24 protein-coding genes are annotated in these 26,399 nt (G+C 73.6%); 6 read left to right on the forward strand and 18 right to left on the reverse strand.

Going from position 1 to position 26,399, the window contains the following annotated elements; genetic code table 11:
* Positions 1 to 23: 23 nt before the first annotated feature.
* From hpnD to CP968_RS06340, 9 genes are all read right to left on the reverse strand, one after another.
* Positions 24 to 1,004, reverse strand: a complete 981-nt coding sequence (hpnD, locus tag CP968_RS06300) for a presqualene diphosphate synthase HpnD (protein WP_150517048.1) — start codon at positions 1,002 to 1,004, stop codon at positions 24 to 26.
* Positions 1,001 to 1,930: a squalene synthase HpnC gene (gene hpnC, locus CP968_RS06305; RefSeq protein ID WP_150517049.1), complete on the reverse strand. Its 930-nt coding sequence runs from the start codon at positions 1,928 to 1,930 to the stop codon at positions 1,001 to 1,003. Before hpnC ends, hpnD begins: the two co-directional genes overlap by 4 nt.
* Before the next feature lie 382 nt (positions 1,931 to 2,312).
* Complete coding sequence (locus CP968_RS06310) at positions 2,313 to 3,098, reverse strand: ABC transporter ATP-binding protein (protein ID WP_150517050.1); 786 nt, start codon at positions 3,096 to 3,098, stop codon at positions 2,313 to 2,315.
* A complete protein-coding gene (locus CP968_RS06315) occupies positions 3,091 to 4,020 on the reverse strand; it encodes an ABC transporter permease (RefSeq protein ID WP_150517051.1) in 930 nt (309 codons plus the stop codon). Before CP968_RS06315 ends, CP968_RS06310 begins: the two co-directional genes overlap by 8 nt.
* Before the next feature lie 97 nt (positions 4,021 to 4,117).
* The gene (locus CP968_RS06320) at positions 4,118 to 4,990 is read right to left on the reverse strand and encodes a glycosyltransferase family 2 protein (RefSeq protein WP_150521762.1); all 873 of its coding nucleotides are present in this window, start codon (positions 4,988 to 4,990) and stop codon (positions 4,118 to 4,120) included.
* Positions 4,991 to 4,998: 8 nt separating this feature from the next.
* Positions 4,999 to 5,778: a CDP-alcohol phosphatidyltransferase family protein gene (locus CP968_RS06325; RefSeq protein WP_150517052.1), complete on the reverse strand. Its 780-nt coding sequence runs from the start codon at positions 5,776 to 5,778 to the stop codon at positions 4,999 to 5,001.
* Complete coding sequence (locus tag CP968_RS06330) at positions 5,756 to 6,817, reverse strand: iron-containing alcohol dehydrogenase family protein (protein WP_150517053.1); 1,062 nt, start codon at positions 6,815 to 6,817, stop codon at positions 5,756 to 5,758. The genes CP968_RS06325 and CP968_RS06330 overlap by 23 nt, the downstream gene beginning before the upstream one ends.
* Positions 6,805 to 7,557 (reverse strand): phosphocholine cytidylyltransferase family protein, encoded by a 753-nt coding sequence (locus tag CP968_RS06335; protein ID WP_150517054.1) that lies wholly within the window; start codon positions 7,555 to 7,557, stop codon positions 6,805 to 6,807. The genes CP968_RS06330 and CP968_RS06335 overlap by 13 nt, the downstream gene beginning before the upstream one ends.
* Positions 7,554 to 9,359, reverse strand: a complete 1,806-nt coding sequence (locus CP968_RS06340) for a DUF5941 domain-containing protein (protein ID WP_150517055.1) — start codon at positions 9,357 to 9,359, stop codon at positions 7,554 to 7,556. The genes CP968_RS06335 and CP968_RS06340 overlap by 4 nt, the downstream gene beginning before the upstream one ends.
* Positions 9,360 to 9,784: 425 nt before the next feature.
* Between CP968_RS06340 and CP968_RS06345 the strand changes: the two genes are divergently transcribed.
* Both CP968_RS06345 and idi read left to right on the forward strand, forming a co-directional pair.
* A complete protein-coding gene (locus CP968_RS06345; RefSeq protein WP_150517056.1) occupies positions 9,785 to 10,432 on the forward strand; it encodes a GNAT family N-acetyltransferase in 648 nt (215 codons plus the stop codon).
* 132 nt (positions 10,433 to 10,564) lie between these two features.
* Positions 10,565 to 11,164: an isopentenyl-diphosphate Delta-isomerase gene (gene idi / locus CP968_RS06350; RefSeq protein ID WP_150517057.1), complete on the forward strand. Its 600-nt coding sequence runs from the start codon at positions 10,565 to 10,567 to the stop codon at positions 11,162 to 11,164.
* 27 nt (positions 11,165 to 11,191) lie between these two features.
* On the opposite strand, the gene CP968_RS06355 is transcribed toward idi, so the two are convergent.
* The gene (locus tag CP968_RS06355; protein WP_229886252.1) at positions 11,192 to 11,680 is read right to left on the reverse strand and encodes an ATP-binding protein; all 489 of its coding nucleotides are present in this window, start codon (positions 11,678 to 11,680) and stop codon (positions 11,192 to 11,194) included.
* A 129-nt stretch (positions 11,681 to 11,809) separates the two neighbouring features.
* A complete protein-coding gene (locus CP968_RS06360; RefSeq protein ID WP_150517059.1) occupies positions 11,810 to 12,487 on the reverse strand; it encodes an HdeD family acid-resistance protein in 678 nt (225 codons plus the stop codon).
* Between the two features lie 79 nt (positions 12,488 to 12,566).
* Between CP968_RS06360 and CP968_RS06365 the strand changes: the two genes are divergently transcribed.
* Positions 12,567 to 13,418 (forward strand): enoyl-CoA hydratase/isomerase family protein, encoded by an 852-nt coding sequence (locus CP968_RS06365; protein WP_150517060.1) that lies wholly within the window; start codon positions 12,567 to 12,569, stop codon positions 13,416 to 13,418.
* Here CP968_RS06365 and CP968_RS06370 read toward each other — a convergent pair.
* A complete protein-coding gene (locus tag CP968_RS06370) occupies positions 13,405 to 14,031 on the reverse strand; it encodes a DJ-1/PfpI family protein (protein ID WP_150521763.1) in 627 nt (208 codons plus the stop codon). The genes CP968_RS06365 and CP968_RS06370 overlap by 14 nt on opposite strands.
* A gap of 59 nt (positions 14,032 to 14,090) precedes the next feature.
* Positions 14,091 to 15,110 (reverse strand): GlxA family transcriptional regulator, encoded by a 1,020-nt coding sequence (locus tag CP968_RS06375; protein ID WP_150517061.1) that lies wholly within the window; start codon positions 15,108 to 15,110, stop codon positions 14,091 to 14,093.
* Between the two features lie 133 nt (positions 15,111 to 15,243).
* Here CP968_RS06375 and CP968_RS06380 point away from each other — a divergent pair, with 133 nt between their 5' ends.
* The gene (locus CP968_RS06380) at positions 15,244 to 16,506 is read left to right on the forward strand and encodes an SLC13 family permease (protein WP_167536917.1); all 1,263 of its coding nucleotides are present in this window, start codon (positions 15,244 to 15,246) and stop codon (positions 16,504 to 16,506) included.
* A 51-nt stretch (positions 16,507 to 16,557) separates the two neighbouring features.
* On the forward strand, positions 16,558 to 18,195 hold the full coding sequence (locus CP968_RS06385; protein ID WP_150517063.1) for an ABC-F family ATP-binding cassette domain-containing protein: 1,638 nt from the start codon (positions 16,558 to 16,560) through the stop codon (positions 18,193 to 18,195).
* On the opposite strand, the gene CP968_RS06390 is transcribed toward CP968_RS06385, so the two are convergent.
* The 5 genes from CP968_RS06390 to CP968_RS06410 form a co-directional block, all read right to left on the reverse strand.
* The gene (locus tag CP968_RS06390) at positions 18,182 to 19,000 is read right to left on the reverse strand and encodes an SDR family NAD(P)-dependent oxidoreductase (RefSeq protein ID WP_150517064.1); all 819 of its coding nucleotides are present in this window, start codon (positions 18,998 to 19,000) and stop codon (positions 18,182 to 18,184) included. The genes CP968_RS06385 and CP968_RS06390 overlap by 14 nt on opposite strands.
* A 78-nt stretch (positions 19,001 to 19,078) precedes the next feature.
* Complete coding sequence (locus CP968_RS06395) at positions 19,079 to 20,260, reverse strand: MAB_1171c family putative transporter (protein WP_150517065.1); 1,182 nt, start codon at positions 20,258 to 20,260, stop codon at positions 19,079 to 19,081.
* Positions 20,250 to 20,750 (reverse strand): ImmA/IrrE family metallo-endopeptidase, encoded by a 501-nt coding sequence (locus CP968_RS06400; protein ID WP_150517066.1) that lies wholly within the window; start codon positions 20,748 to 20,750, stop codon positions 20,250 to 20,252. The genes CP968_RS06395 and CP968_RS06400 overlap by 11 nt, the downstream gene beginning before the upstream one ends.
* Before the next feature lie 280 nt (positions 20,751 to 21,030).
* Entirely contained in the window at positions 21,031 to 23,475 is a 2,445-nt protein-coding gene (locus tag CP968_RS06405) for a Tex family protein (protein WP_150517067.1), read from the reverse strand.
* A 108-nt stretch (positions 23,476 to 23,583) separates the two neighbouring features.
* Positions 23,584 to 24,450 carry an SCO6745 family protein gene (locus CP968_RS06410; RefSeq protein WP_150517068.1) on the reverse strand — a complete coding sequence of 289 codons (867 nt, stop codon included), beginning with the start codon at positions 24,448 to 24,450 and terminating at the stop codon, positions 23,584 to 23,586.
* A gap of 397 nt (positions 24,451 to 24,847) precedes the next feature.
* Here CP968_RS06410 and CP968_RS06415 point away from each other — a divergent pair, with 397 nt between their 5' ends.
* Positions 24,848 to 26,398: a M1 family metallopeptidase gene (locus CP968_RS06415; protein ID WP_150521764.1), complete on the forward strand. Its 1,551-nt coding sequence runs from the start codon at positions 24,848 to 24,850 to the stop codon at positions 26,396 to 26,398.
* Position 26,399: the final 1 nt, after the last annotated feature.

Consider the following 26,399-nt stretch of genomic DNA (forward strand, 5'->3'; position numbering starts at 1 on the left):
GTCCGGTCGGTGGTTCGTGGGCATCAGGCCCGCCTCCGGTTGCTCTGGCGGGAGATGGTCCGCGCGTCGAGCCCGGAGAGGCCGCGCACGGCGACGTACGCCTTCTCGTGGGTCGGCAGCGAGACGCGGCCGCGCAGCACGGCCTCGGGCTCGCGCTCGATGCGGTCGAGGAGCCGGCGGTAGATGCCGGCCATGGCGGCCACGCAGGCCCCGCTGCGCCGGTCGAGCATCGGCAGCAGCCGGTAGCCCTCGGCGAACAGGGCGCGGGCGCGCCGGACTTCGTGGTGGACGAGCCCGGCGAAGTCGGAGCCGGCGGGCATCCGGTCGCTGTGGAAGCCGTCGGCGCAGGCGAACTTGGCGAGGTCCTCGGCGGGCAGGTAGGTGCGGCCGTTGGCCGCGTCCTCGCGGACGTCGCGCAGGATGTTGGTGAGTTGGAGGGCGAGGCCGAGGGTGTCGGCGTACTCTCCGGCGCGTTCGGCGTCGGCCGCGCCGAGGCCTCCGGTGTGCACGGTGCCGAAGACGCCGAGCGAGAGCCGTCCGATGGCCCCGGCGACGCAGCGGCAGTAGGTCCGCAGGTCGTCCCAGGTCTCGTAGGTCTCGCCGCGCACGTCCATGAGGACGCCGTCGATGAGCTCGTCGAGGCCGCCCAGCGGGATCGGGAAGCGGCCCGCCGCGTGGGCGAGGGCCACGGCGACCGGGTCGGTGTCGTCCTCGTCGACCTGCCCGGCGCGCACGCGGCCGAGCAGCGCGCGGGTCTCCTCCAGCCGGGCCAGTTTCGCGGCCGGTTCCAGCGTGCCGTCGCCGATGTCGTCGACCCGCCGGGAGAAGGCGTACAGCGCGGACATCGCCTGCCGCTTGTCGGTGGGCAGCAGCCGGATGCCGTAGGCGAAGTTGCGCGCCTGCGATCCGGTGACCGCCTCGCAGTAGCTGTAGGCCGCCAGGACCGGCGGCGGGGGTACGGCCGTTGACGATGTGTGTGCGGGGCCCTCCACGGTCGGGCTCACCCCTTTCTCGGCGCTGTGCGCAGGACGGCGGCCACCTCGCGGAGCAGGCCGGTCTTGGTGGGCTTGGGCGGGCCGGGGAGGACGTCGAAGCCGGCGTCGGTGACGGCCCGAAGGGCGGCGCGCCCCCCTCCCACGAAGCCCGCGAGCAGCAGCCGGAGTCTGCCGTGCACGCTACCCACGAGCGGGGTGCCTTCATTCAGGAGTTCACGGGCGCGCGCGCTTTCGAATGCGACGAGGGCGCGGACGGAGGCGCCGGCGGACGGGGCCTTGAGGTCGGTTTCGGCCACGTGGAAGCGGCGCATGTCCTCGGCCGGCAGGTAGATCCGGTCCCGGCCGAGGTCCTCGGCGACGTCCTGGAGGTGTTCGACGATCTGCAGGGCGGTGCAGACGGCGTCGGAGCGGCGGATCCGCTCGGGGGTGGCGGTGCCGGTGAGGGAGAGCACGAGCCGGCCCACCGGGTTGGCGGACAGTTCGCAGTAGGCGAGGAGGTCGCCGTAGGTCGCGTAGCGCGTCACGCGCTGGTCCTGGCGGTTGGCCTCGATCAGCCCGAGGAACGGCTCGGGGGTGAGGCCGTGGTCGCGCACGACGGGCCGCAGGGCCAGCAGCAGGGGGTGGCGCGGGGGGCCGTCGGCGGCGCCGAACACCCGCTTCAGGTCGGTCTCGAAGGCGTCGAGCATGAGGAGCCGGTCGTCCGCGGCGGCGGGGTCGAGGCCGAGGAGTTCGGCGTCGCGTCCGCCGGGGGCGAGGTCGCCGTCGCCGATGTCGTCGACGAGGCGGGCGTATCCGTAGACCGCCGTCAGGCCCTCGCGCCAGGCGCGCGGGAGGAACGCGGGGGCGACGGGGAAGTTCTCCGTCCGGGCCTTGCCGAGGGTGGCGCGCGCGTGGGCCGTGTCGGACCGGGGCCGGCTGTCGTGCCCCGGGGTCACCGCCCGCCGCCCGGGGCGGGGACGGCCGTCGTGCCTGGGGGCCGGAGAATTCCCGTAGCCATTGCCGTCACATCTCCCGTTCTACACTGCAGACTCAATACATCCTATTTCGGACACGCCGCCGGGCTTCGCCCGGGGTGCCCACGCCCGCCCACCTGCGGGGAATCGTCCCCTCTTGGCGCGATTCAGGACCGCTTCAGCTTACGCTGTACAACGCCGCCGGGGCCTCTGGGGTATTCGCTGCGCCGACGAAAGTCGCCCGTGTCCCGGCGCCGGCCGCCGTCGGAGTCCGGCCGGGCGCCGCGCGCGGCGCCCGCGGGCACGCGAAGGCCCCCGCCGCGCTGCGCGGTGGGGGCCCTTGCGTCCGTGCGCGGGGCGCGGGTCAGCTGTTGGTGGCCTTCTCGTACGCCGAGACGACTTCCTCCGTGGGCCCGTCCATGAGGAGCTCGCCCTTCTCCAGCCACAGCACCCGGTCGCAGGTGTCGCGGATGGACTTGTTGTTGTGGCTCACCAGGAAGACCGTGCCGGCCTTCTGCCGCAGCTCGCGGATGCGGTTCTCGGACCGTACCTGGAAGCTGCGGTCACCGGTGGCCAGGGCCTCGTCGATCATCAGGACGTCGTGGTCCTTGGCCGCCGCGATGGAGAAGCGCAGCCGGGCCGCCATGCCGGACGAGTAGGTGCGCATCGGCAGCGAGATGAAGTCGCCCTTCTCGTTGATGCCGGAGAAGTCGACGATGCTCTGGAAGCGTTCCTTGATCTGCTCGCGGCTCATGCCCATGGCGAGACCGCCGAGGACCACGTTCCGCTCGCCGGTCAGGTCGTTCATCAGCGCCGCGTTCACGCCGAGCAGCGAGGGCTGGCCGTCGGTGTAGACCTTGCCCTCCTCGCACGGCAGCAGGCCCGCGATGGCGCGCAGCAGGGTGGACTTGCCGGAGCCGTTGGAGCCGATGAGGCCGATGGCCTCGCCGCGGTACGCGGTGAAGGAGACCCCGCGCACGGCGTGCACCCGGCGGACGCCCGGGGCGTCGCCCTTGGTCTTGCGGCGCATGATCTTGCTGAGCGCCGCGGTGGCCGCTCCCTTGCCCGCTCCGCCGGTGTTGACCCGGTAGACGATGTGGACGCCGTCCGCGATGACGGTGGGGACGCGCCCCTGGGTTGTATCAGCCACGGCCGTAACGCTCCTCAGCCTTCCAGAAGTACACGAAGCCGCCCGCTCCGACGACCACGGCCCAGCCCACCGCGAAGAGCCAGACGTGCGGCGGCAGGTTGCTGCTGCCGTAGTTGTCGATCAGGGCGAACCGGATGAGGTCCATGTAGATGGCCACCGGGTTCCACAGCAGGATGTCGCTGATCCACTGCGGCTGGTCCTTGAGGTAGATCCCGATGGGGAACATGACGCCGGAGGCGTACATCCAGGTCCGCATGACGAACGGCATCAGCTGGGCCAGGTCGGGGGTCTTGGAGCCCAGCCGCGCGAAGATCATCGCGAGTCCGATGTTGAACACGAACTGCAGCGCCAGCGTCGGGACCACCAGCAGCCACGACAGCCGCGGATAGTTGCCGAAGCTGATCGCGATGATGAAGACCACGATCATCGAGTACAGCAGCTGCTGGAGCTGCTGGAGCGAGAACGAGATCGGCAGCGCGGCGCGCGGGAAGTGCAGGGCCCGGACCAGGCCGAGGTTGCCGGAGATCGCCCGGACACCGGCCATCAACGAGCTCTGGGTGAAGGTGAAGACGAAGATGCCCATCATCAGGAACGGAACGTAGACGCCCTTGGGCATCTGCTTTCCGGCGCCGAGGATCAGGCCGAAGATCAGGAAGTAGACGGCCGCGTTCAGCAGCGGGGTCGCCACCTGCCAGACCTGGCCGAGCTTCGCCTGGCTGTACTGGGCGACCAGCTTGGCCCGGGAGAACGCCATGATGAAGTGGCGGCGGCCCAGGAGCTGGCGGACGTACTCGCCCAGGCCGGGGCGGGCCCCGCTCACGGACAGGCCGTACTTCCTGGCGAGCTCCGCGGGGCTCAGCCCCGCGTCCTGGGACGGCGGCTTGCTCGTGGCGAGGGCGCCGTCGTGGGTTGTGTCACTCACAAGTTGAAACTTTCCGTCTTCAAGATGCGGCGGGAAGGAAGGGCATCGGGCTGGAACGCGGCCCCGTGATCGCGCCATGGTCCCAGACGCGTGCTCGTCAGATGACAGGTGGTCGGCCCAGTCGGGTCAACCGCCAGACCGTCCGCCAGCGCATCGGGCGGCGGGGGCCACAGGGAGTGGTCCATCCCTCACGGAAACCGCCGAACCACGCCTTCAGCGCGGGCGCCGAGGGCCTGCGGACCAGGGTCAGCAGGAGCCAGACGCCCAGGTAGACGGGGACCAGCGGGGCAGGCAGGTTGCGGCGGGCGAGCCACACCCGGTTACGGGCCACCATACGGTGGTAGACGGCGTGCCGGGAGGGGGCTGTGGTGGGGTGCAGCAGCACCATGTCCGCGCGGTAGTCGATCAGCCACCCCGCGTCGAGCGCCCGCCAGGCCAGGTCCGTCTCCTCGTGGGCGTAGAAGAACTCCCCGGGGAGGGCTCCGACCTGCTCGAACACCTTCGTGCGGACGGCGTTGGCGCCGCCCAGGAAGGTGGTCACGCGGGAGGAGCGCATCGGGTCCGAGGCGCGCAGCCGGGGCACGTGCCGGCGCTGGGTGGCACCGGTATCGGGGTCGGCGATCCGGAAGCTGACGATCCCGAGCTCCGGGTCCTCGGCGAAGGCCCGGCGGCACAGCTCGGCGGTGTCGGTGCGCTCCAGCAGCCCGTCGTCGTCGAGGAAGAGCAGGGCGTCCACGTCGCCGCCGCCGGGGCCGAAGGCCTCGATGCCGACGTTGCGTCCCCCCGGGATGCCCAGGTTCTCGGGCAGGTCGACCGTACGGACGCCCTCGGGCACCCCGGTGACCCGGACACCTTGGCCCACGACGACCACCTCGACGGGGTCGCCCTCCTGCCGGGCGACCGACTCGATGAGGGCCTTCAGGTCGTCGGGCCGGTTGCCCATGGTGATGATCACGGCGCCCAGCCGCATCGGCGCGCTCACTTCAGCCTGCTGGAGGCGAGGATCGAGACGAGGTGCAGCACCGTCTGCAGCAGCGCGATGCCGGCCAGCACGGCGACGCCGAGCCGCGAGAAGTACAGGTCGCCGCGCATCTGGTCGAGCACGGCCAGCACCAGGATGAGCAGCGAGGCCTCGATGCCGAGGACCAGGCGGTGGAACTTGAGCGCGGCGGCGGCCCGGCGGGCCAGCGCCATGCCGGAGGAGCGCGGCTCGGCGGCCGACTCCTGGACCGGCGCCCGGCCGGTCTGGTGGCGGGCGACGCCGACCAGGTCGGTCTCGGCCTTGATCAGGATGGCGCCGAGGGCGGCCAGGGTGCCCAGGAAGGCCCACAGCCAGTCGATGCGGCCGGTGCCCCACAGGTCGGCGGCGCGCAGGCCGAAGCCGACGAGGACCGCCGCGTCGCACAGGTAGGCGCCGACCCGGTCCAGGTACACGCCGGAGAGCGAGAACTGCTGCTTCCAGCGGGCCACCTCGCCGTCGACGCAGTCGAGCAGCAGGTACATCTGGACCGCGACCACGCCGAGGACGGCGCCCCAGACGCCCGGCACCAGCAGGGCCGGCAGGGCGAGGACGCCGGCCAGGGTCATCACGTAGGTCAGCTGGTTCGGCGTGACCTTGGTGGTGACCAGGAAGCGGGTGATGCGCAGGGAGATCTCGCGCATGTAGAGGCGTCCGCCCCAGTGCTCGCCGCTGCGCCGGTCCTTCACGCCCGCCGGATGGACGACGGGCCTCAGTTCAGCTACGGATGGTCTTGGCATAGTCGGCGTAAGCGTCCCTGATCTCGGCGGCGGACAGGTTGAGGTGCTCCAGGATGGTGAAGCGTCCCGGGCGGGTCTGGGGGGCGTACTCGACGGCGGCGACGAACTCGTCGACGCTGAAGCCGATCTCCTCGGGCAGGACGGGCAGGCCGTGGCGCCGCAGCACCTCGGTGAAGAGCCCGGACTGCGCCTCGGCCCCGCGCAGGTGCATGGCGAAGGCGGCTCCGATGCCGACCTGTTCGCCGTGGAGCGCGGAGCGGCCCGGGTAGAGCAGGTCGAAGGCGTGGCTGATCTCGTGGCAGGCGCCGGACGACGGGCGGGAGTCCCCGCTGATCGACATGGCGATGCCGGAGAGGACCAGGCCCTCCGAGAGCACGGTGAGGAACTCGTCGTCGCCGCAGCCCCCGGGGTGGCGCAGCACGGACTCGCCGGCGGTACGGGCCATGGCGGCGGCCAGGCCGTCGACGGGCTCGCCGGTGATCTTGTGGGAGAGCTCCCAGTCGGCGATGGCCGAGATGTTGGAGATCGCGTCGCCGATGCCGGCGCGGATGAACCGCACCGGTGCTTCCTTGATCACGTCGAGGTCGATCACCATGGCGATCGGCGTGGGCACGCCGTAGGAGCCGCGGCCGTTGTCGTTGTCCAGGATGGACACCGGCGAGCAGATCCCGTCGTGGGAGAGGTTGGTGGCGACGGCCACCATGGGCAGCCCGACCCGCGCCGCGGCGTACTTCGCCACGTCGATGATCTTTCCGCCGCCCAGGCCCACGACGGCGTCGTAGCGGTTGCCCTTGATGTCGTCGGCCAGCTGCACGGCGGAGTCGATGGTGCCGTCCGCGACCGGGTACCAGTCGGCGTGCGGCAGTACCGGCTCCAGCTTGGCGCGCAGCGTCACGCCGGAGCCGCCGCTGATCGCGATCGCCAGCTTGCCGGACGCGGAGATCCGCTGGTCGGCCAGGAGGCCGGCCAGGTCGTCCATGGCGCCGCGGCTGATGTCGACGACGACCGGCGAGGGGATCAGCCGGGTCAGTACTGGCATGCGATCGTCCGGCCCTTGGCGAGGTCGTCGTGGTTGTCGATCTCGACCCACGAGACGTCGCCGATGGGGGCCACGTCGACCGTGAAGCCGCGGTTGACGAGCTCCTGGTAGCCGTCCTCGTAGTAGAGGTCGGGGTCGCGCTCGAAGGTGGCCTTCAGGGCGTCCGCCAGCTCCTCGGCCGCCTCGGGCTCGATGAGGGTGACGCCGATGTACTCACCGGTCGCGGTGGCCGGATCCATCAGCTTGGTGATCTTCCGGACGCCCCGGCCCTCGGCGGTGATGACCTTCATCTCCTCGTCGGCCAGCTGCTTGACCGTGTCGAGGGCGAGGATGATCTTCCGTCCTTCGCCGCGGGCGTCGAGCAGGGTCCGCTCGACGGAGACCGGGTGCACGGTGTCGCCGTTGGCGAGGATCACGCCCTGCTTCAGGACGTCGCGCGCGCACCACAGGGAGTAGGCGTTGTTCCACTCCTCGGCCTTGTCGTTGTCGATCAGCGTGATCTTGACGCCGTACTTGGCCTCCAGCGCCTCGCGGCGCTCGTAGACGGCCTCCTTGCGGTAGCCGACGACGACGGCGACCTCGGTGAGACCGACCTCCGCGAAGTTGCCCAGGGTCAGGTCGAGGACCGTCAGGCTCTCCTCCCGGCCTTCGGGGCCGACGGGCACGAGGGCCTTGGGCAGGGTGTCGGTGTAGGGACGCAGACGGCGTCCGGCACCGGCAGCGAGGACAAGGCCGATCATGCTGGTTCTCCTTCGTCATGTACGGCGGGTGCTCCGGAGGAGACCCAGAATCGGATGCTCTCCACGAGCACCACGAGAGCCACGAACACGGCCGTGGCCGTGAGCGCGACGGGGAACGCCTCACGGGTGAGGACGGCGGCCAGGACCGCGGTCAACAGGACCCGGCCCTCGTGGCCGCCGATCGACCGCACCAGCCAGTGCGGGGGCGCGCCCGTGCCGCCCCGGATCCGGTACACCGTGTCGTAGTGATGGTAGGCGACCGCCGCGATCAGGCCGAATGCCGCCGGAAGGGCCCCCGGGACGTCCGCCTTGGCGGCGAGGACCAGCACCGTGGTGTATTCGGCGGCCCGGAAGACGGGCGGGACCAGCCAGTCGAGGGCTCCCTTGAGGGGGCGGGCGACGGCGGCTCCGGCGAGCAGCGCGTACACGACCGCGGCGATGACCACCTGGCGGCTGCCGAAGGGGTACGCCCAGGCCGTCCAGATCAGCGCGGCCGAGCCGATGACGGCCGCGGCGATCCCGGCGCCGGGTGCCACGCGGCCCAGGATCCGGCCCGCGAGCTCGGCCAGCGGGCCGGAGTCGGCCAGGTCGGCGAGGGCGCGGGCGGCCCGGTCGGTGCGCCGGGCGCGGCGGGTCAGGGAGCGCAGGACGCGGCCGGCGGTGGTGTAGAGGGCGCCGAAGGCGCAGCCGGCCAGGAGCGCGTAGAAGACGGTGCGGGGGGTGGTCAGCGCGGTCAGCACCGCGATCATCGCCCAGCGCTCGCCGATCGGGAGGATGATCATGCGCCGGAGCCAGACGGTCCAGCCGACGCTGTCGAGCCGGTCGGACAGGGCGGCGGTCGGGCTGGTGTTGGCGGTGGCGTCGTGGTTGGCCTCGTTGAAGGCGAAGTCGACGACGTGCCGGCAGGTCATGAGGATCATCGAGCCGAGGGCGAGCGCCCACACGTCGTCGCCGTCGCGGGCGGCGCCCAGGGCGAGGCCCGCGTAGAAGGAGTACTCCTTCGCCCGGTCGAAGGTGGCGTCGAGCCAGGCCCCCAGCGTCGAGTACTGGAGCGAGTAGCGGGCGAGCTGCCCGTCGGTGCAGTCCAGGACGAAGGAGACGAGGAGCAGGACGCCGGCGGCGACGTAGCCCCAGCGCTCCCCGGTCGCGGCGCAGCCGGCCGCGACGAGCGCGGTGATCAGCGAGGCGGTGGTGACCTGGTTGGGGGTCAGACCGCGGCGCGCGCACCAGCGGGCGATGTAGCGCGAGTACGGGCTGACGCAGAAGGTGGTGAAGAAGCCGTCGCGGGACTTCACGGCGGTCCGCAGCCGGACGGCCTCCTCGTCGACGGCGGCGACGGCGGCGCTCGCCCCGGCGCGCTCGGCGCCGGTGGCGGGGACGGCGGCCACCAGGGTGCCCAGGTCGGGCCGGTGGACGGCGGTGCCGGCCGCTTGCAGGGCGGCGGCGAGCCGGTCGGGCCGGGCCGCGTCGTGGGTGCCGTCGGCGGTGGGGGCGCCGGCCGGTGCGGCCACGGCGGCCGCGGCCCGCTCCAGGGCGGGCCGGGCGGCGGGCTGAACGGCGAGCGCGCCGGTGACGGCGCAGGCGTCGAAGCGCGGATCGGTCAGCGCGAGGCGCAGGGCGTGCCGGTGTCCGACGAAGGCGCTGTCGACGACGGCGACCCGCTCGCCGGCGGGCAGCGCGGCGAGGGCGTGGCGCACGTCCGGTGCGGCCGGTGCCCGGCGCACCTGGAATCCGAGTGAGCGCAGCTCGCCTTCGAGCGGTGATCCGGGGACCGGCTGACCGGTGAGGATGGCGGTCGGCAGACGAACTCACTCCTTGAAACGGGCGCCTCGGAGGGCGGCGGCACGTCGGCAGAGGCTATCGGATGAATGGAAGGCGGGGTTCACCGCCCGTTTACGCCCCGATCCGCACCCCGGCGCACGCCCGGGGAACGCCGGTGACCAGGGGGCACGGGGGCCGACGTTGATCATCATCGGTGATCGCGGCGGCCGATCACAAGCGGCCCGGATGCTACCGTGGACGGCGACGCGTGCGATCTCCGCACGAGCGTCCGAGCCCGATCCGGATGGATCCGATCCGAGGGGAAAGAGGTGTGTTGATGACCGTCGCAGCCGTCGTCGCCGCGTGCGCCGACCTCCGGTACGCCTCCTCTTCCTTCCGGGCATCCGGCCGGGGCTGATCGCAGACCGATCGCCCGTCGGCCGCGCCCCTTTCCCAAGGGTTCACGTTGACCGACACCTCCCGCTCTTCCGACCGCTCCGCCGGTCCTTCCACCCATCCGTCCGACGCCTCCGGTGTGTCCGACGTCTCCTCCGCCGCCGCCCGCGAGGCGTTCCCCTGGGCGATCGCGCCGGCGACGCCCGGGGCCGGGCCGCGCTGGCCCGCGCGGCCGGAGACGGCGGGCGACATCGGGGCCGTGCGGGCCGTCAACCTCGCGGCGTTCGACACCCCTCTGGAGGCGGACCTCGTGGACGCCCTCCGTACCGACGGCGCCTGGGTGCCCGGGCTGTCGTACGTGGCCGAGGCGCCGGACGGCTCGGTCGCGGCGCACGCCCTGCTCACCGTGTGCGAGGTCGGCGGGGCGCGTGCGCTGGCGCTCGCGCCGGTGGCCGTCGATCCCGCGCTCCAGCGTTCGGGCGCGGGCAGCTCCGTCGTACGGGCGCTGCTCGCGGCCGCCCGGACGCGCGGGGAATCGCTCGTGCTGGTGCTGGGGCACCCGGAGTACTACCCGCGCTTCGGGTTCGTGCCGGCGTCGCGCTTCGGCATCCGGGCTCCCTTCGAGGTGCCGGACGGGGCGATGATGGCACTGGTCCTGGACGATTCGGTTCCGGTTCCGTCGGGCACGATCGGCTATCCGGCCCCGTTCGGCGTCTGACGCACCGGTCGCCGTGTCCCTCCCTCCTCGCTTATCACGGAGGGAGGGGCACGGGTGCACGGATGTCCGAAGTGGGGACAAGCCGCTTTTGTACGGCAGACTGAAGGCCGGAGTCCGAAGCGAAGGATGGGTATGCCGACCACACCAGCCACCGCCGCGAACAGCGCGTCCAACGGCACCGGCACTCAAGAAGCGATCATGCTCGAACTGGTCGACGAGTCCGGCAACACCATCGGCACGGCGGAGAAACTCTCCGCCCACCAGGCCCCCGGACAGTTGCACCGGGCGTTCTCCGTGTTCCTCTTCGACGAGCAGGGCCGCCTGCTGCTCCAGCAGCGCGCCCTCGGGAAGTACCACTCCCCCGGCGTCTGGTCGAACACCTGCTGCGGCCACCCCTACCCCGGTGAGTCGCCGTTCGCCGCGGCCGCCCGGCGCACGTACGAGGAGCTGGGGCTCTCCCCCTCGCTGCTCGCGGAGGCGGGGACGGTGCGCTACAACCACCCCGATCCGGCGTCGGGTCTGGTGGAGCAGGAGTTCAACCACCTGTTCGTGGGACTGGCGCAGGCCGCCCTGCGGCCCGATCCGGAAGAGGTCGGGGACACGGCCTTCGTCACGGCCGAGGAGCTGGTGAAGCGGCACGCCGAAGCGCCGTTCTCCGCCTGGTTCATGACCGTGCTGGACGCGGCGCGGCCGGCCGTCCGCGAGCTGACCGGGGACGCCGCCGGCTGGTAGCGGGCCCGGGTCCGTCGTGTGCGGGGCTCAGCGGGCCGGGGCGGTGAGCGGCAGCGCCGCCCAGATGACCTTGCCGCCGGTCGAGGTGTGCTCCACGTCGCAGACCCCGCCGGCCTCCAGCGTGAGCTCACGCACCAGGAGCAGGCCCCGGCCGCCGGTCTGGCCGAAATCGGCCTCCAGCGCCTTGGGGCGGTACGGGTGGTCGTCCTCGACGGCCACCCGTACCCATGCCCGGCCGATCGCGACCTCGACCGCCACCTCCGGCGAGAGCAGGGCGGCGTGCCGGACGGTGTTCGTCACCAGTTCGGAGACGATCAGCAGCAGGGAGTAGACCAGGTCGCGGTCGGCCGGCACTCCCTGGCGACCGAGCAGGTCGCGAACGGCCCGCCGGGCCTGCGGAACGGATTCTTCTACGGCGGGGGCGGTGAACCGCCACACGCCCTCGTACGCGAGGGGGTCGGCCGGAGCACCCGGCGTCCCCTCCCTGGCTGGCGGGACGCTCCCGCTGACATCCATCTTCCGTCCCCCGTCTTCACGCTCGATCGTCTCCACCCGTCAAGAGTGGGACCACCCTGGTCCGGACCGGTGCGCTGACCATAAGTCAGCGGCAATCGGACACTTTCTGACCAGTGGCGCATGACGGAGTCAGTTGTTCGACTGTTCCTGATCTCCTGTCCGACGCTTATCGGCCGCCTCACGGACCCCGCCCGGCGCGCCCGCCCCCGCCGGCTCCCCGTCTTCCCTGACCAAGCCCAGGATGCGCCGCGCGCCGATGCCCAGCGCCACCAGGCTCAGGCCGTCGAACAGCAGGGCGAGGGAGAAGAAGGTTCCGATCACGTAGAGGCTGTTGCCCGGCCAGTTGGACAGGATCAGCACGCCCAGCAGCACCCCGAAGGCGCCCTGGACCAGAGCCAGCCCGAAATTGCTGCCGCGCACCACGAGCGAGCCGACCAGCCGGAACAGCCCGGCGGTGAGGAAGAGCAGCGCGGCGAACATGGTGAGCGCCTCGGCGCTCGCCTCGGGGCGCCGAAGGACGACGACCCCGGCCGCGATGTTGACCGCGGCGACGATGACGGCGAGCCAGAAGAAGTTGCTCCTGCGCGACTGCACGGCTTGCAGCAGGCCCACCACACCGCCGATGAGCAGCAGCCAGCCGAAGAGGAACATGGAGGTCAAGGTGGCCACGTTGGTGTAGACGAGACCGACCAGACCGGCCAGGACGAGGATCACCCCGAGCACGGCCAGCAGCCCGAAGCTGCGGCCCAGTTTCCCCTTCTCGCGCCGCGGCTCCCGGTCCTTCGCCTCGGTACGGCCTGTGCCCATGGGCGTGCCACCTCCTCGCACCCCCCTGGGACGGACTCCCCCGATCATAGGAGCGGCGGCCCGCGATAGCATCCGGCGCATGGACGCAGCCCGCCAGCCGGACCGGGGCCCGGCCCCGCGGCAGGCCCCCGACGCGGCCCTGCGGCACGCGGTCGCCGACGGGGTCGCCACCGTGGTCATCTCCCACCCCGCCAAGCGGAACGCGATGACGGCCGCCATGTGGCGGGCGCTGCCCGTCCTGCTCGCGGAGCTCGCGGCCGACCCCGCCGTACGGGTGCTCGTCCTGACCGGGGCCGGGCCGACCTTCTGCGCCGGGGCGGACATCTCCTCCCTGACCGGCCGCGAGGACCCGCAGGCGCTGGCCGTGGCCGCGGAGGAGGCCCTGGCCGCGTTCCCCAGGCCGACCCTCGCCGCGATCCGCGGTTTCTGCGTGGGCGGCGGCGGCCAGCTGGCCGCCGCGTGCGACCTGCGGTTCGCCGAGGAGGGCGCGTCGTTCGGCGTGACCCCGGCGAAGCTGGGCATCGTCTACCCGGCCTCCTCCACCCGGCGGCTGGCCTCCCTGGTCGGCCCCGCGTGGGCCAAGTACCTGCTGTTCTCGGCGGAGTTGATCGACGCGGAGCAGGCGCTGCACGCCGGTTTCCTGAACGAACTGCTGCCGGCGGGCGGCCTGGACGAGCGGATCGCCGCGTTCGCGCGCGTGCTGGTCTCGCGCTCGCCGCTGACCCAGGCCGCGGCCAAGGAGTTCGCGGACGGGCGCACCGACCGGGACGCCTACTGGGCGGACCAGGCGGCCGGGAGCGGCGACACCGCGGAAGGCGTCGCCGCGTTCCTCCAGCGGCGCGCTCCCGCCTTCACCTGGCGGCCGGACGCGGCCCCGGCCGGATCCGGGCCGGACCACGGGTCCGCCGTCCACGGGCCTACAGCGGGCTGACCGCGCGCAGCCGTGCGACGAGCTCGGCCGGGGCCTTGTCGGGGGAGCCGGCGTCGTAGGGCGGCTGCGGGTCGTACTCGGTCATCAGCTGGACCGTGCGGGCGACGTCGTCGCCGGCGATCCGGCCGAGCAGCGCCAGACCCATGTCGATCCCGGCGGACACTCCGGCGGCGGTGACGTACTTGCCGTCGAACACCACCCGCTCCCCCGTGGGCTCGGCGCCGTACCGCGGCAGCCGGTCCAGGAAGAGCCAGTGGCCGGCGGCCCGGCGACCGTCGAGCAGTCCGGCGGCGGCGAGCAGCAGCGAGCCGGTGCACACGGAGGTGGTCCAGGCGGTCGTCGCGTCGACGGCCCGCAGCCAGTCCAGGACCGCCGGGTTCTCCGTCTCCGCCTCGGGGAACGGACCGCCGGGCACGATCACGATGTCGGGCCGCAGCACCTCGCCGAGGCCCTTCTCGGCGACCAGCGACAGCTGCCCGCTGTCGTTGCGCACCGGGCCGGGGCGCTCGGCGACGAACACGGTCCGCGCGCCGGGGAGCCGGCCGAGGGTGTCGAAGGGGCCCACGGCGTCGAGGGCGGTGAAACGGTCGTAGAGCAGTACGGCGATCTGCATGGCTCCTCCGGAGCGTCGGGCGGTGTCCTCCCGCGCCCGGTGGGCGGGGGCCGTGCTGGTCATGCGGGGCGCTCGTGCTCGTACGGGGCCGGCGCGGGCCGGTCCGCGGCGCACGGGCGGACCGGGGAGCCGAAGCGCCGGCGGTACTCCGCCGGAGGCTGGCCCAGGGCCTTCACGAAGGCCCGGCGCAGCGCCTCCGGTGTTCCGTAGCCGCAGGTACGGGCGATCTGCGCGATGCCCTCGCCGGTGTCCTCCAGGAGCCGCCGCGCGTGTTCCACGCGCACCCGCTCCACGTACCGCCCCGGAGTCACCCCCGTCTCCGCGCGGAAGGCCCGGGCGAAGTGCCGCGGCGAGAGGCGGGCCCGCGCCGCGAGCGCCTCCACGCCCAGGTCGCCGCCCGGGTTCTCGGTGATCCACTGCTGCACGTCGCGCAGCGGCTCCCGCCGTGCGGTCTGCGCCGCGAGCTGCGCGCTGAACTGGGCCTGATTGCCGGGCCGGCGCAGGAACACCACCAGGTGCCGGGCGATGACCAGCGCCACGTCCCGTCCGTGGTCCTCCTCCACGAGGGCGAGGGCCAGGTCGATGCCGGCCGTGACCCCGGCCGAGGTCGCCACCGGGCCGTCCCGTACGTAGATGGGGTCCGGCTCCACCGACACCCGCGGGTAGTCCCGTGCCATGGCCTCGCAGGCGGACCAGTGCGTCGTCGCCCGGCGCCCGTCCAGCAGCCCGGCCTCCGCCAGCAGCAGCCCTCCCGTGCACACGGACACCAGCCGCTCCGCGCCGCTCCCGCGGGCGCGCAGCCAGTCGGTGATCCGCGGCTCGAAGTCGGCCGTGAAGCGGCCGCCCGGCACCAGCAGCGTGGTCCCGGGACCGGGCCTGGCGGCCTCCAGCGCGCCGTCCGGCAGCAGCGCGAGCCCGCTCGACGTGCGGACGGGCCCGCCGCCCGGCGACACGGTCCGGATCGCGTAGCCTGTCCGGCCGGGACAGCGGTCCACCGCGGCGAACACCTCGACCGGACCGGTGACGTCCAGGCTCTGCACCCCGTCGTAGAGGACGACGAGCACGTTTCGCACCGACATGGCCCCATGGTGTGACGGCGGGGCGCGCGGCCGCAATGACGCGCTTCCCACCGATCCGGCCATCGGGCGGGCCCCTGGGGCCCGTCGGCCGGCCCGTCCTCCCGTCCCTCCGTCCCCCGATCCGGAGCCCGCGCTGAACACCGTCGCCGCCGAGGTCCTGTCGGCCGTCCTCCTCCTCGGGGTACTGGCCTTCGCCGTGGTCCGCCCCCGCGGACTGCCCGAGGCCGCCGCCGCCGTCCCCGCGGCCGGGCTGCTCGTCGCGCTCGGCGTGGTGTCCCCGGCCGACGCCTGGGAGCAGGTGCGGGAGCTGCTGCCCGTGGTCGGCTTCCTCGCCGTCGTCCTGGCGCTCGCCCAGCTCTGCGCCGACGCCGGGCTCTTCCGGGCCGCCGGGGACGCCGTGGCCCGCCGGGCCGCCGCGCGCGGGCCGGGCGCGCTGCTCGCCGGGGTGTTCGCGGTGGCCTCGGTGGTCACGGCCGCCCTCAGCCTGGACGCGACGGTGGTGCTGCTCACCCCGGTGGTGCTGGCGGCCGCGGCGCGGCTGGGGGCCCGGCCGCGCCCGCACGTCTTCGCCATCGCGCACCTGTCGAACACGGCCTCGCTGCTGCTGCCGGTGTCCAACCTGACCAACCTGCTGGCCTTCGCCGCGAGCGGGCTCTCCTTCACCCGGTTCGCGGCGCTGATGGCCCTGCCGTGGCTGGTCGCGATCGGCGTCGAGTACGCCGTGTTCCGGCGCTGGTTCCGGGGCGACCTCCAGGCCCCGCCGGAGCACGTGCCGGACGCGGCGGAGCGGGTGCCCGTTCCGCGGTTCGCGCTCGCCGTCCTCGCCCTGACGCTGGCCGGGTTCGCCGCGGCCTCCTTCGCCGACGCCAGCCCGGCGTGGGCGGCGCTGGCCGGGACGGTCGCCTTGGCCGTCCGCGCGCTGCGGCGCCGGGAGACGACCCCGCGCCGCATCCTGGGGTCGGCGGCGCCCGCGTTCTGCCTGTTCGTCCTCGCCCTGGGCGTGGTGGTGCGGGCGGTGGTGGACCACGGTCTGGGCGCCGGGCTGGCCCGGGTGCTGCCGGAGGGGGACGCGCTGCCCGCGCTGCTGGCCGTCGCCGCCGTGGCCGCCGTCCTCGCCAACCTGATCAACAACCTGCCCGCGGTGCTCGCCCTGCTCCCGCTGGCCGCCCCTGCCGGTGCGGGCCCGGTGCTGGCGGTGCTCATCGGCGTGAACATCGGCCCGAACCTGACCTACGCCGGCTCCTTGGCCACCCTGCTGTGGCGGCGCGTCCTGCAGGCCCACGGCCTGCGCCCGGGCCTGGGCGAGTTCACCCGCCTCGGCCTGGTGACCACGCCGGCGGCGCTGCTGGCGGCGGTGGTCGCGCTGTGGGCCGGACTGCGGGTGATCGGCACCTAGGCCGTCGGTGCCGTCCGGGCCGTCTCGGGGCACGGATAGGATCGGCAGATCATGACTGCAACCCTCGTCGCCAAGAAGCTCACCGCCGCGCACGGCGAGCGCACCCTCTTCGCCGATCTCGACCTCGTCGTCGCGCCCGGCGACGTCATCGGTCTCGTCGGCGTCAACGGCGCCGGGAAGTCCACCCTGCTGAGGCTGCTCGCCGGGCTGGACGCGCCCGAGACCGGTGAGCTGCGCCTCTCCCCGCCCACCGCCGCCGTCGGCCACCTCCCGCAGGAGCCGGAGCGCCGGCCCGGCGAGTCGGTACGGGAGTTCCTGGCGCGGCGCACCGGCGTGGCCGCCGCGCAGGCGGAGCTGGACGAGGCGACGCAGGGCCTGGTGGACGGGACCCCGGGCGCGGACGACGCGTACGCGACCGCGCTCGACCGGTGGCTCGACCTGGGCGGGGCCGACCTCGAAGAGCGCGCCCAGGAGGTGGCGGACGACCTGGGGCTGGCGGTCGGGCTGGACCTGCCGATGACGGCGCTCTCGGGCGGGCAGGCGGCCCGCGCGGGCCTCGCCTCGCTCCTGCTGTCGCGCTACGACGTGTTCCTGCTGGACGAGCCCACCAACGACCTCGACCTGGACGGTCTGGAGCGGCTGGAGCGGTTCGTCAAGGGGCTGCGCGCGGGCACGGTCGTCATCAGCCACGACCGCGAGTTCCTCACCCGCACCGTCACCAAGGTCCTCGAACTCGACCTGGCCCAGCAGCAGATCAACCTCTACGGCGGCGGCTACGACGCCTACCTGGAGGAGCGCGAGCGCGCCCGCGACCACGCCCGCGAGGAGTTCGACGAGTACGCGGGCAGGAAGTCGGCCCTGGAGGGCCGGGCCCAGATGCAGCGCAACTGGATGGACAAGGGCGTGCGCAACGCCCGCCGCAAGGCGAGCGACAACGACAAGATCGGCAAGAACCTGCGCGGCGAGTCCAGCGAGAAGCAGGCGGCCAAGGCCCGGCAGACGCAGCGCGCCATCGAGCGGCTGGAGGTCGTCGAGGAGCCGCGCAAGGAGTGGGAGCTGCGCATGGAGATCGCGGCGGCGCCGCGCTCCGGCTCGGTGGTGGCCACCCTGCGCGAGGCGGCCGTGCGGCGCGGGGACTTCGCCTTCGGCCCGGCCAGCCTGCAGATCGACTGGGCGGACCGGGTGGCGATCACCGGGGCCAACGGTGCGGGCAAGTCGACCCTGCTGGCCGTCCTGCTGGGCCGGCTGGCTCCGGACAGCGGCTCGGCCGTCCTCGGCTCCGGCGTGCTGGTCGGCGAGGTCGACCAGGCCCGCGGCCTGTTCCTCGGTGACGAACCGCTGCTGGAGGCCTTCTGCGCGGCCGTCCCGGACACCGAGCCGGCCGAGGTGCGCACGCTGCTGGCCAAGTTCGGCCTCAAGGCGGCCCACGTGCTGCGGCCGGCCGCGACCCTCTCGCCGGGCGAGCGCACCCGGGCGGCGCTGGCGCTGCTCCAGGGCCGCGGGGTGAACCTGCTGGTCCTGGACGAGCCCACCAACCACCTGGACCTTCCGGCGATCGAGCAGTTGGAGGCCGCGCTGGAGTCCTACGAGGGCACCCTGCTGCTGGTCACCCACGACCGCCGCATGCTGGACGCCGTCCAGGTCACCCGGCGCCTTCGGGTGGCGGACGGCACGGTCACCGAGCTGTAGCCGCGTCCCCGCCCGCCGGGTGCGGGCGGGCCGCCGGGTCCGCCGGGGGCCGCCGTGCGCGGGCCATCCTGCGGGCCACGAACCCGCGCGGGAGGTGGCGGACGGCGAGCGCGTACGCCTGGTAGCGGCGGCCGGTGACACTGACCGGGCGGCGCCGGGCCAGGTCCTTCAGGGCCTTGGCCACCACGGCCTCCGGCTCCAGCCAGACCGCGTCGCGCAGCCCGCTGACGTCCATCCCGGCCCGCTCCTGGAACTCGGTGCGGGTGAAGCCGGGCACGACCGCCAGGACCCGTACCCCGTACGGCTCCATGTCGACCCGCAGGGACTCGCTGAACGCGGTGATCCAGGCCTTGGCGGCCCCGTACGTCCCGGTCGGCAGCAGTCCGGCCACCGAGGAGACGTTGAGGACCGCGCCGCGGCGCCGCTCGCGCAGCCCGGGCAGGGCGGCGTGGGTGAGCCGGAGCGGGACCTTGACCAGCAGGTCGAGCATCCGCTCCTCGTCCTCGACCGGGTTGTACGGGAAGGGCGCGGGCAACCCGAAGCCGGCGTTGTTGACCAGGACGTCCACGGGCCGGGCGCGGTCGGCGAGCCGCCGGGCGACCGCGGCGAGTCCGGTCGCGTCGAGCAGGTCGGCGGGGAGCACCTCGGCGGCCGCGCCGAACTCCCGGCCCAGCCGCTCGGCCAGCCGCGTGAGGCGGTCCTCGTCGCGGGCCACGAGCACCAGGTCGCAGCCCTTGGCGGCGAAGGCCCGGGCGAAGGCGGCGCCCAGCCCGGCGCTGGCCCCGGTGATCAGTACGGTGGTCACGGTCGGTTCACTTCCTCGCGGTCGAGCAGGCGGCCGGGCGGGGGGCCGGAGGTGCGGCCGGTCGCCGGGCCGGGTGGTTCACGGGGTGGCGGGTGCGGGGGCGGGCGCGGCGTAGGCCTGGGCCACGTCCACCAGGAAGCGGGCCTCCTCCGCCAGGTCGCCGCCCTCCTGCGAGGTCTGGATGGCGGCGGGCAGTTCCAGCGCGGTGGCCTCGCCGGGCTGTCCGGGCAGCCCGGCGAGCTTCGCCTCCCGGGCCTCCCTGAGCACGAGGGCCAGCGCGGCCGCGGTGCTCCGCTGTTCGGGGACCCCGCTGCCGACGACGCGGTCGCGGGCGCTCTCCAGGGCGCCGGGTGCGGCGTACTCCCCCAGGATCAGGATCGCGTCGCGCGTCTCGATGACCTTGCGGTACACCAGCAGGTTGCGCGGGACCGGCGGCCACAGGAGCTCCAGGACCCGGCCGGCCCGCGGTTTGTTGAGCGCGACGTGCGGCACGGCTTGGACCAGGTCGCGCCACAGCGGCCACAGCCGCCAGGCGGTGGCGGTGTCGGCGGCCGTGCGGCGGAAGGTGAACAGGGTCGGCACCAGGATCGCGGCGGCGCGCAGCAGGCCGTGCAGGTTCATCAGGAGCGGCAGGGCGGGCATCGCCCAGACGCTGCCGAAGAGGGCCTTGAGCAGGTACGCCAGCCAGAACAGCCCGGCCAGCGCCGTCCCGAGGCCGAACAGCCGCAGCCCGGCGGCCAGTCCGCGGCTCTCGGTGCGGCGGCTGTAGCGCCAGCAGATCAGCACGCAGACGGTGTTGGCGATGACGTGGGCCGAGATCAGGACCAGCCAGTACGCGAGGGAGGGCACCGGGTCGCCGACGGGCGGCATGGTGTGCGTGCCGTGTCCGGGCGCGGCGGCGTCCAGCGCGACGAGCGTGCCGAGCCAGGCGACGGTGGCGACGGCGGAGGCGAGTTGGAGGCGGCGGCCGCGGGTGGCGGCGGCGACGAAGTAGAGGACGGCGCCGGCCGACAGCACCCCGATGAGGTTGCGGACGAGGCCGATGGTGTGCGCGTACCCGGGGTCGCGGCCCGTCGCGTAGGTGACGACCGCCGGGAGGTTGAGGGTCATGGCGGCGGCGGCGGTCGCGACCGCGAGCCACAGGCCGCGCTGGTGCGGGGAGCGCAGGGCGCCGGGGGCGCGCAGCAGGACGGCGATCCACAGGCACAGCACGCTCGGGACGGCGAGCGAGTCGCCGAAGGCGGTCAGGTCAGCTCCCATCGTTCCCCCGCTCGTAGCCCATGGCGGACTCCAACCGGGCCAGGGTGCCGCCGCGGCGGGCGGCCGACGGGGGGCCCGCGTTGGCCGTGCGGATGCGGATCATGCTGGCGAGCATCTCCGCCTCCTGTTCCTGACGGGTGGTGTAGTTGGTGCGTCCGAGCACGGTGGGGGCACCGCCGCCGGCCTCCTCGCCTTCCAGCGAGTGGTGGCCGAAGAGGATGTGGCCGAGCTCGTGGAGCACGATGTGCTCCCGGTGCAGCGGGGTGGTCTGGGCCTCGTAGAAGACGTAGTCGACGCTGGCCGTGCCCACCCAGAGCCCGCAGACGCCGGATTCGGCGGCCTCCTTCGGCAGGGGGTGGAGCCGGATGGGGCGGCCGCGCCGTTCGGCGATGCGGTGGCACAACGCGTCGAGGGAGAACGGATGGGTGAGATCCAGTTGGCCGAGAATGTTCTCGCAGCTCTTGCGCAGGCTGAGTTGCCGGTGGGGCATGTGATCCCTCTTCGGACCCTTTCTCGGGCAGCGTCGGTAGGCGTGCGTGGGCATGGGCATGGCGTCCTGTGCCTTCGTGGCGGCCTCGGGGAATACGGTCCTGAGGGAGAAACGCGGAAGCCCGCTCGCCGGGTGACGAACGGGCGTTCCACCATGCCTACAGATCGTGCGGGGGGCTTGGCAAGGAATGTTCCCAGGTGGGGTGGCTATTCGGCCAACCTTGCCGACCGTGGCAGAGGCCCGCGTGGCCGCATCGGGCCGGTGCCGGCCTCCGTCTCCTCTAGCGCCTGCCGCCCTTCTCGGGGGCGGTGAGGCCGGCGCGGCGCAGGGCGTCGGCCATCGCGCTGTTGGCCGGGGCGGGGGCGCCGCCGCCGGAGCGCTGTCCCTGGCCCTGGCCGCGCTGGCCGCCCTGCCCCGGCGCGCGCCGGCCCTGGCCGCCGTCCTGTCCTTGACCGCCGCCCTGGCCGCGCTGCTGCGGCGGCCGGCCGCCGCCGCGGCGCTCCTGGCGGTCCTCGCGCTGCCGGGGCGCGCCCGCGGAGCGGTCCGTGCCGGCCTCGTCGTCGATGCGCAGGGTGAGCGAGATCCGCTTGCGCGGGATGTCCACGTCCATGACCTTCACGCGGACGATGTCGCCGGGCTTGACCACGTCCCGGGGGTCCTTGACGAACGTCTTGGACAGGGCCGAGACGTGGGCCAGGCCGTCCTGGTGCACGCCGATGTCGATGAAGGCCCCGAAGGCCGCCACGTTGGTGACGACCCCTTCCAGGATCATCCCCGGCGCCAGGTCGCCGATCTTCTCCACGCCCTCCTTGAAGGTGGCCGTCTTGAAGGCGGGCCGCGGGTCGCGGCCGGGCTTCTCCAGCTCGCGCAGGATGTCGGTGACCGTGGGCAGCCCGAAGGCCTCGGTGACGAACTGCTCCGGCCGCAGCGAGCGCAGCACGGCGGTGTTGCCGACCAGGGAGGCCACCTCCCCGCCCGCGGTCCTGCCCATGGCGCGGACCACCGGGTAGGCCTCCGGGTGCACGGCCGAGGAGTCCAGCGGGTCGTCCCCGCCGCGGATGCGCAGGAAGCCGGCGCACTGCTCGTACGCCTTCGGGCCGAGCCGGGCCACGTCCTTGAGCCCCTTGCGGCTGCGGAAGGGGCCGTTCGCGTCGCGGTGCGCCACGATGTTCTCGGCGAGTCCGCCGCTGATGCCCGACACGCGCGCGAGCAGGGGCGCGGAGGCGGTGTTGACGTCCACGCCGACGCCGTTCACGCAGTCCTCGACGACCGCGTCGAGGGAGCGGGAGAGCTTCACCTCGGCCAGGTCGTGCTGGTACTGGCCGACGCCGATCGACTTGGGGTCGATCTTGACGAGTTCGGCGAGCGGGTCCTGGAGGCGGCGGGCGATGGAGACGGCGCCGCGCAACGACACGTCCATGTCGGGGAGTTCCTGCGAGGCGAAGGCCGAGGCCGAGTACACCGAGGCACCGGCCTCCGAGACCATCACCTTGGTGAGGCCGAGTTCGGGGTGGCGGCCGATGAGGTCCGCGGCCAGCTTGTCGGTCTCGCGCGAGGCCGTGCCGTTGCCGATGGCGACCAGCTCGACCGCGTGCTCCTTCGCGAGGCGGGCGAGCTTGGCGACGGACTCGTCCCAGCGGTTGGCCGGAACGTGCGGGTGGATCACCTCGGTGGCCACGACCTTGCCGGTGGCGTCCACCACGGCGACCTTGACGCCGGTACGGAAGCCCGGGTCGAGGCCGAGGGTGGCCCGGGTCCCGGCCGGGGCCGCCAGCAGCAGGTCGCGCAGGTTGGCGGCGAAGACCCGCACGGCCTCGTCCTCGGCGGCCTGGCGCAGGCGGGTGCGCAGGTCGATGCCGAGGTGCACCTGGATCTTGGTGCGCCAGGACCAGCGGACGGTGTCGGCCAGCCACTTGTCGCCCGGGCGGCCGCGGTCGGCGACCCCGAAGCGGCGGGCGATCATGCCCTCGTACGTGGAGGGTCCCGGCGTGTCGGAGGGCTCCTCCGGCTCCAGGTCGAGGGCGAGGACGTCCTCCTTCTCGCCGCGCAGCATGGCGAGCACCCGGTGCGAGGGCAGGGCGGTGAACGGCTCGGTGAAGTCGAAGTAGTCGGCGAACTTGGCGCCCGCCTCCTCCTTGCCCTCGCGGACCTTCGCGGCGAGCCGGCCGCGGCCCCACATGCGTTCGCGCAGTTCGCCGATCAGGTCGGCGTCCTCGGCGAACTTCTCGGTGAGGATGGCGCGGGCGCCCTCCAGGGCGGCGGCCGCGTCGGCGACGCCCCGGTCGGCGTCGACGAACGCGGCGGCCGCGGCTGCCGGTTCCGCCGACGGGTCGGCCAGCAGGCCGTCGGCGAGCGGCTCCAGGCCGGCCTCGCGGGCGATCTGCGCCTTGGTGCGCCGCTTGGGCTTGAACGGGAGGTAGATGTCCTCCAGCCGGGCCTTGGTGTCGGCCGCGTTGATGCGCGCCTCCAGATCGGCGTCGAGCCTGCCCTGCTCGCGCACCGAGTCCAGGATCGCGGAGCGCCGGTCCTCCAGCTCGCGGAGGTAGCGCAGCCGCTCCTCCAGGGTGCGCAGCTGGGCGTCGTCGAGCATCTCGGTCGCCTCCTTGCGGTAGCGAGCGATGAACGGCACGGTGGAGCCGCCGTCGAGCAGCTCGACGGCGGACTTGACCTGCCGTTCCCGTACGCCGAGCTCCTCGGCGATCCTGCCTTCGATGGACGTCGTCACGATCGGTCCCGCCTGCCTTCGATTGCACTGGAAGGCTGCCAATTGTGGCAGGTGGCCGCGGCGGGGCGCGGTAAGCCCGACCCGGGGACGGCGCCGGGACGGCCCGGGTCAGCCGCGCAGGTCCCCCGGGAAGGCGCCGGCGGTGACGGCCTGGACGACGAACCGGCCGCCGAGCTCGGCCAGGCGGGCCAGGCCGGTCGCGCCGAGGTGCTCGTACGGGGCCGCGTCCAGCCGGTCGGTCTCCGTCTCCAGCCGCTCCCGCAGTGCGGCGCCCTCGGCGGTCAGGGCGCCGTCGGCGTCGAGGGCGCCGCGCTCGCGGAGCCGGGCCGCGGCGGCGTCCAGGTCGGACTGCTCCCAGCCGCGGATGGCCTTGAGCCACTTCGGGGCCATGCCCTTGCCGGTGGCGGTGTGGCTGACCAGGGCCTCCAGCGGGTCCAGGCCCGCGATGAGGAGGGCGGCGAGGTGGCCGTCGCCCCGGTGCTCGCGCAGCAGGGTGGCGGCGTGCCAGAGGCGCAGGTGCGGCTCCTCGGGCACGGGGAGGTCGGCGTGGGCGGAGTAGAGGGTGCGGCCGTGCCGCGTACAGCCCTCGGTGGCGCGCATCGCGAGGTCGGCCGCCTCGGCGAGCTCGGGCGAGCCGACGGTGTCGTCGCCGAGGAGCCTGCGCAGGGTGGCGTCGGCGGCGCGCAGCCGGGCGGCGAGGGCCCGGGCGGGCGTGACCGTCTCCCAGAGGGCCGGCAGGTGCCGGGCGACGAGGTCGTGGCGGTAGTTGTAGAACGCGGCGGTGACCGCGCCCGCGCCGACGGCGCCCAGCGCGGCGGAGCGGTGGGCGAGGTTGACGGCGACCCGGTCGGTGACCCCGAGGGCGGCGAACTCCTTGGTGATGTCCGGGGAGAAGTACACGGTGGAGTGCAGCGGGTTGATCGCGCCGTGCCAGGCGTGCCGGGCGGCGAGCGGGGGGAGCGTCGAAAGGGTCATGGCCGCCAGATTACCGACCGCTCAGTATGCGCGGTAGCCCGAGGGGCGACGGGGCTGCGGGGCGGGACGGCCGGGGGTGCGGTGCGGGCGCCGACCGGGGGCGGTGCGGGGTCCGTACCCGCACCGGCAGCGGTTTCCGGACGTTCTCCCGGGCGGCCGGAGCCGCTCCCGCGGCGGCCGGGCGGGCGGCCCGGGCAGGCGCCCCGACCGCCCGGGGGCGCACGTCCGGGGCGCACCGGGCGGGCGGCGGGCGGTCGGCGGGAGCCGTCGGCGTGACGGCCGAATGGCGATCGTGTGACAGCAGGGGCCATGGACATGACGTGGGACGCCGGGCGTGAATACGGTCGAACGACGGGACCCCGAACACCACCTCCTCCCCTACCACTTGGAGCCCTACGTGCACCGCAAAGTCATCGCCCCGAGCGTGCTCGCCGCTTCCCTCCTGCTGGTGATCCCGGCGTCGGCGGCGAGTTCCGGTCCGGGCGCCCCGGGTATCGGCGACCCCTACTACCCGGCCAGCGGCAACGGCGGATACGACGTGTCGCACTACGACCTGCGCCTGCAGTACCAGCCGAAGACGGACCTCCTGGAGGGCACGGCCACCCTGCTCGCCACCACGAAGCAGGACCTCTCGCGCTTCAACCTGGACTTCGGCCTCAAGGTCAGCGAGATCCTGGTCAACGGCGCCAAGGCCAGGTTCGCCACCTCGGGCACCCAGGAGCTGGAGGTCACCCCGGCCAAGCCGCTCGCCCGCAACACTCCGGTCACCGTCGTCGTCAAGTACGCGGGCAAGCCCTCCGAGTTCAAGGTCGACGGCTGGTCCGCCTGGCAGCGCACCCCGGACGGCGGCGTGGCCGCGCAGGAGCCCGACTCGGCCGTCTGGTGGTTCCCCAGCAACGACCACCCCACCGACAAGGCCACCTTCGACGTCTCGGTCAACGTCCCGGACGGCACCCAGGCGATCAGCAACGGCGTGCTCCAGTCGCAGACCTCCCGGCTCGGCTGGACCCGCTACAACTGGCGCTCCAACAAGCCGCAGGCCACCTACCTCGCCACGCTCGCCGTCGGCAAGTTCGACATCACCACCGACAGGACCGCGAGCGGCCTGCCGATCGTCAACGCGTACAGCAAGGACCTCGGCGACAACGCGGGCGCGGCGCGCGCCAGCGTGGAGCGCACCGGCGAGGTGGCCGAGTGGCTGGAGGGGGTCTTCGGCCCGTACCCGTTCAACGCGCTGGGCGGCTACGTGCCCAACGTGACCGCGGGCTTCGCGCTGGAGACGCAGACGCGGCCGTTCTACGGGCCGCGCCAGTTCCAGAACGGTGCGAACGTCTCGGTCGTCGTGCACGAGCTGGCCCACCAGTGGTACGGCGACAGCGTGTCCGTCGAGGGCTGGAAGGACATCTGGATCAACGAGGGCTTCGCCCGCTACAGCCAGTGGCTGTGGTCGGAGAAGGAGGGCGAGGGCACCGCGCAGGAGCTCGCCGACTGGACCTACGCCACCCGCCCGGCCGAGGACCCGTTCTGGCAGGTCAAGCCGGGTGACCCGGGCCCGGAGAACCAGTTCCACGGGGCCGTCTACGACCGGGGCGCGCTCGCCGTGCAGGCGCTGCGCAACGAGGTCGGCGACGAGAGGTTCTTCCAGATCCTCAAGGGCTGGCCGACCGAGCGGGCGTACGGCAACGCGAAGGTCGGCGACTTCGTGCGCTACGCCGAGAAGGTCTCCAGGAAGCCCCTGGCGCAGCTCTTCGAGACCTGGCTCTACACCCCGGGCAAGCCGGACGCCTCGGCGCTGAACCCGGCGGCCGCGAAGGCGGCCGGGCAGGCGGGCCCGTCGGCTTCGGCGCAGTCCCCCTCGGCCCGCTCGGCCGCGCCGGCCAAGCCGGTGGAGCCGAAGTCCTGGAAGAAGATCGCGGAGACGAACACGGTCCACGACCACGGCCACTGAC

The sequence above is a fragment of the Streptomyces subrutilus genome (assembly GCF_008704535.1).
Taxonomy (GTDB): domain Bacteria; phylum Actinomycetota; class Actinomycetes; order Streptomycetales; family Streptomycetaceae; genus Streptomyces; species Streptomyces subrutilus.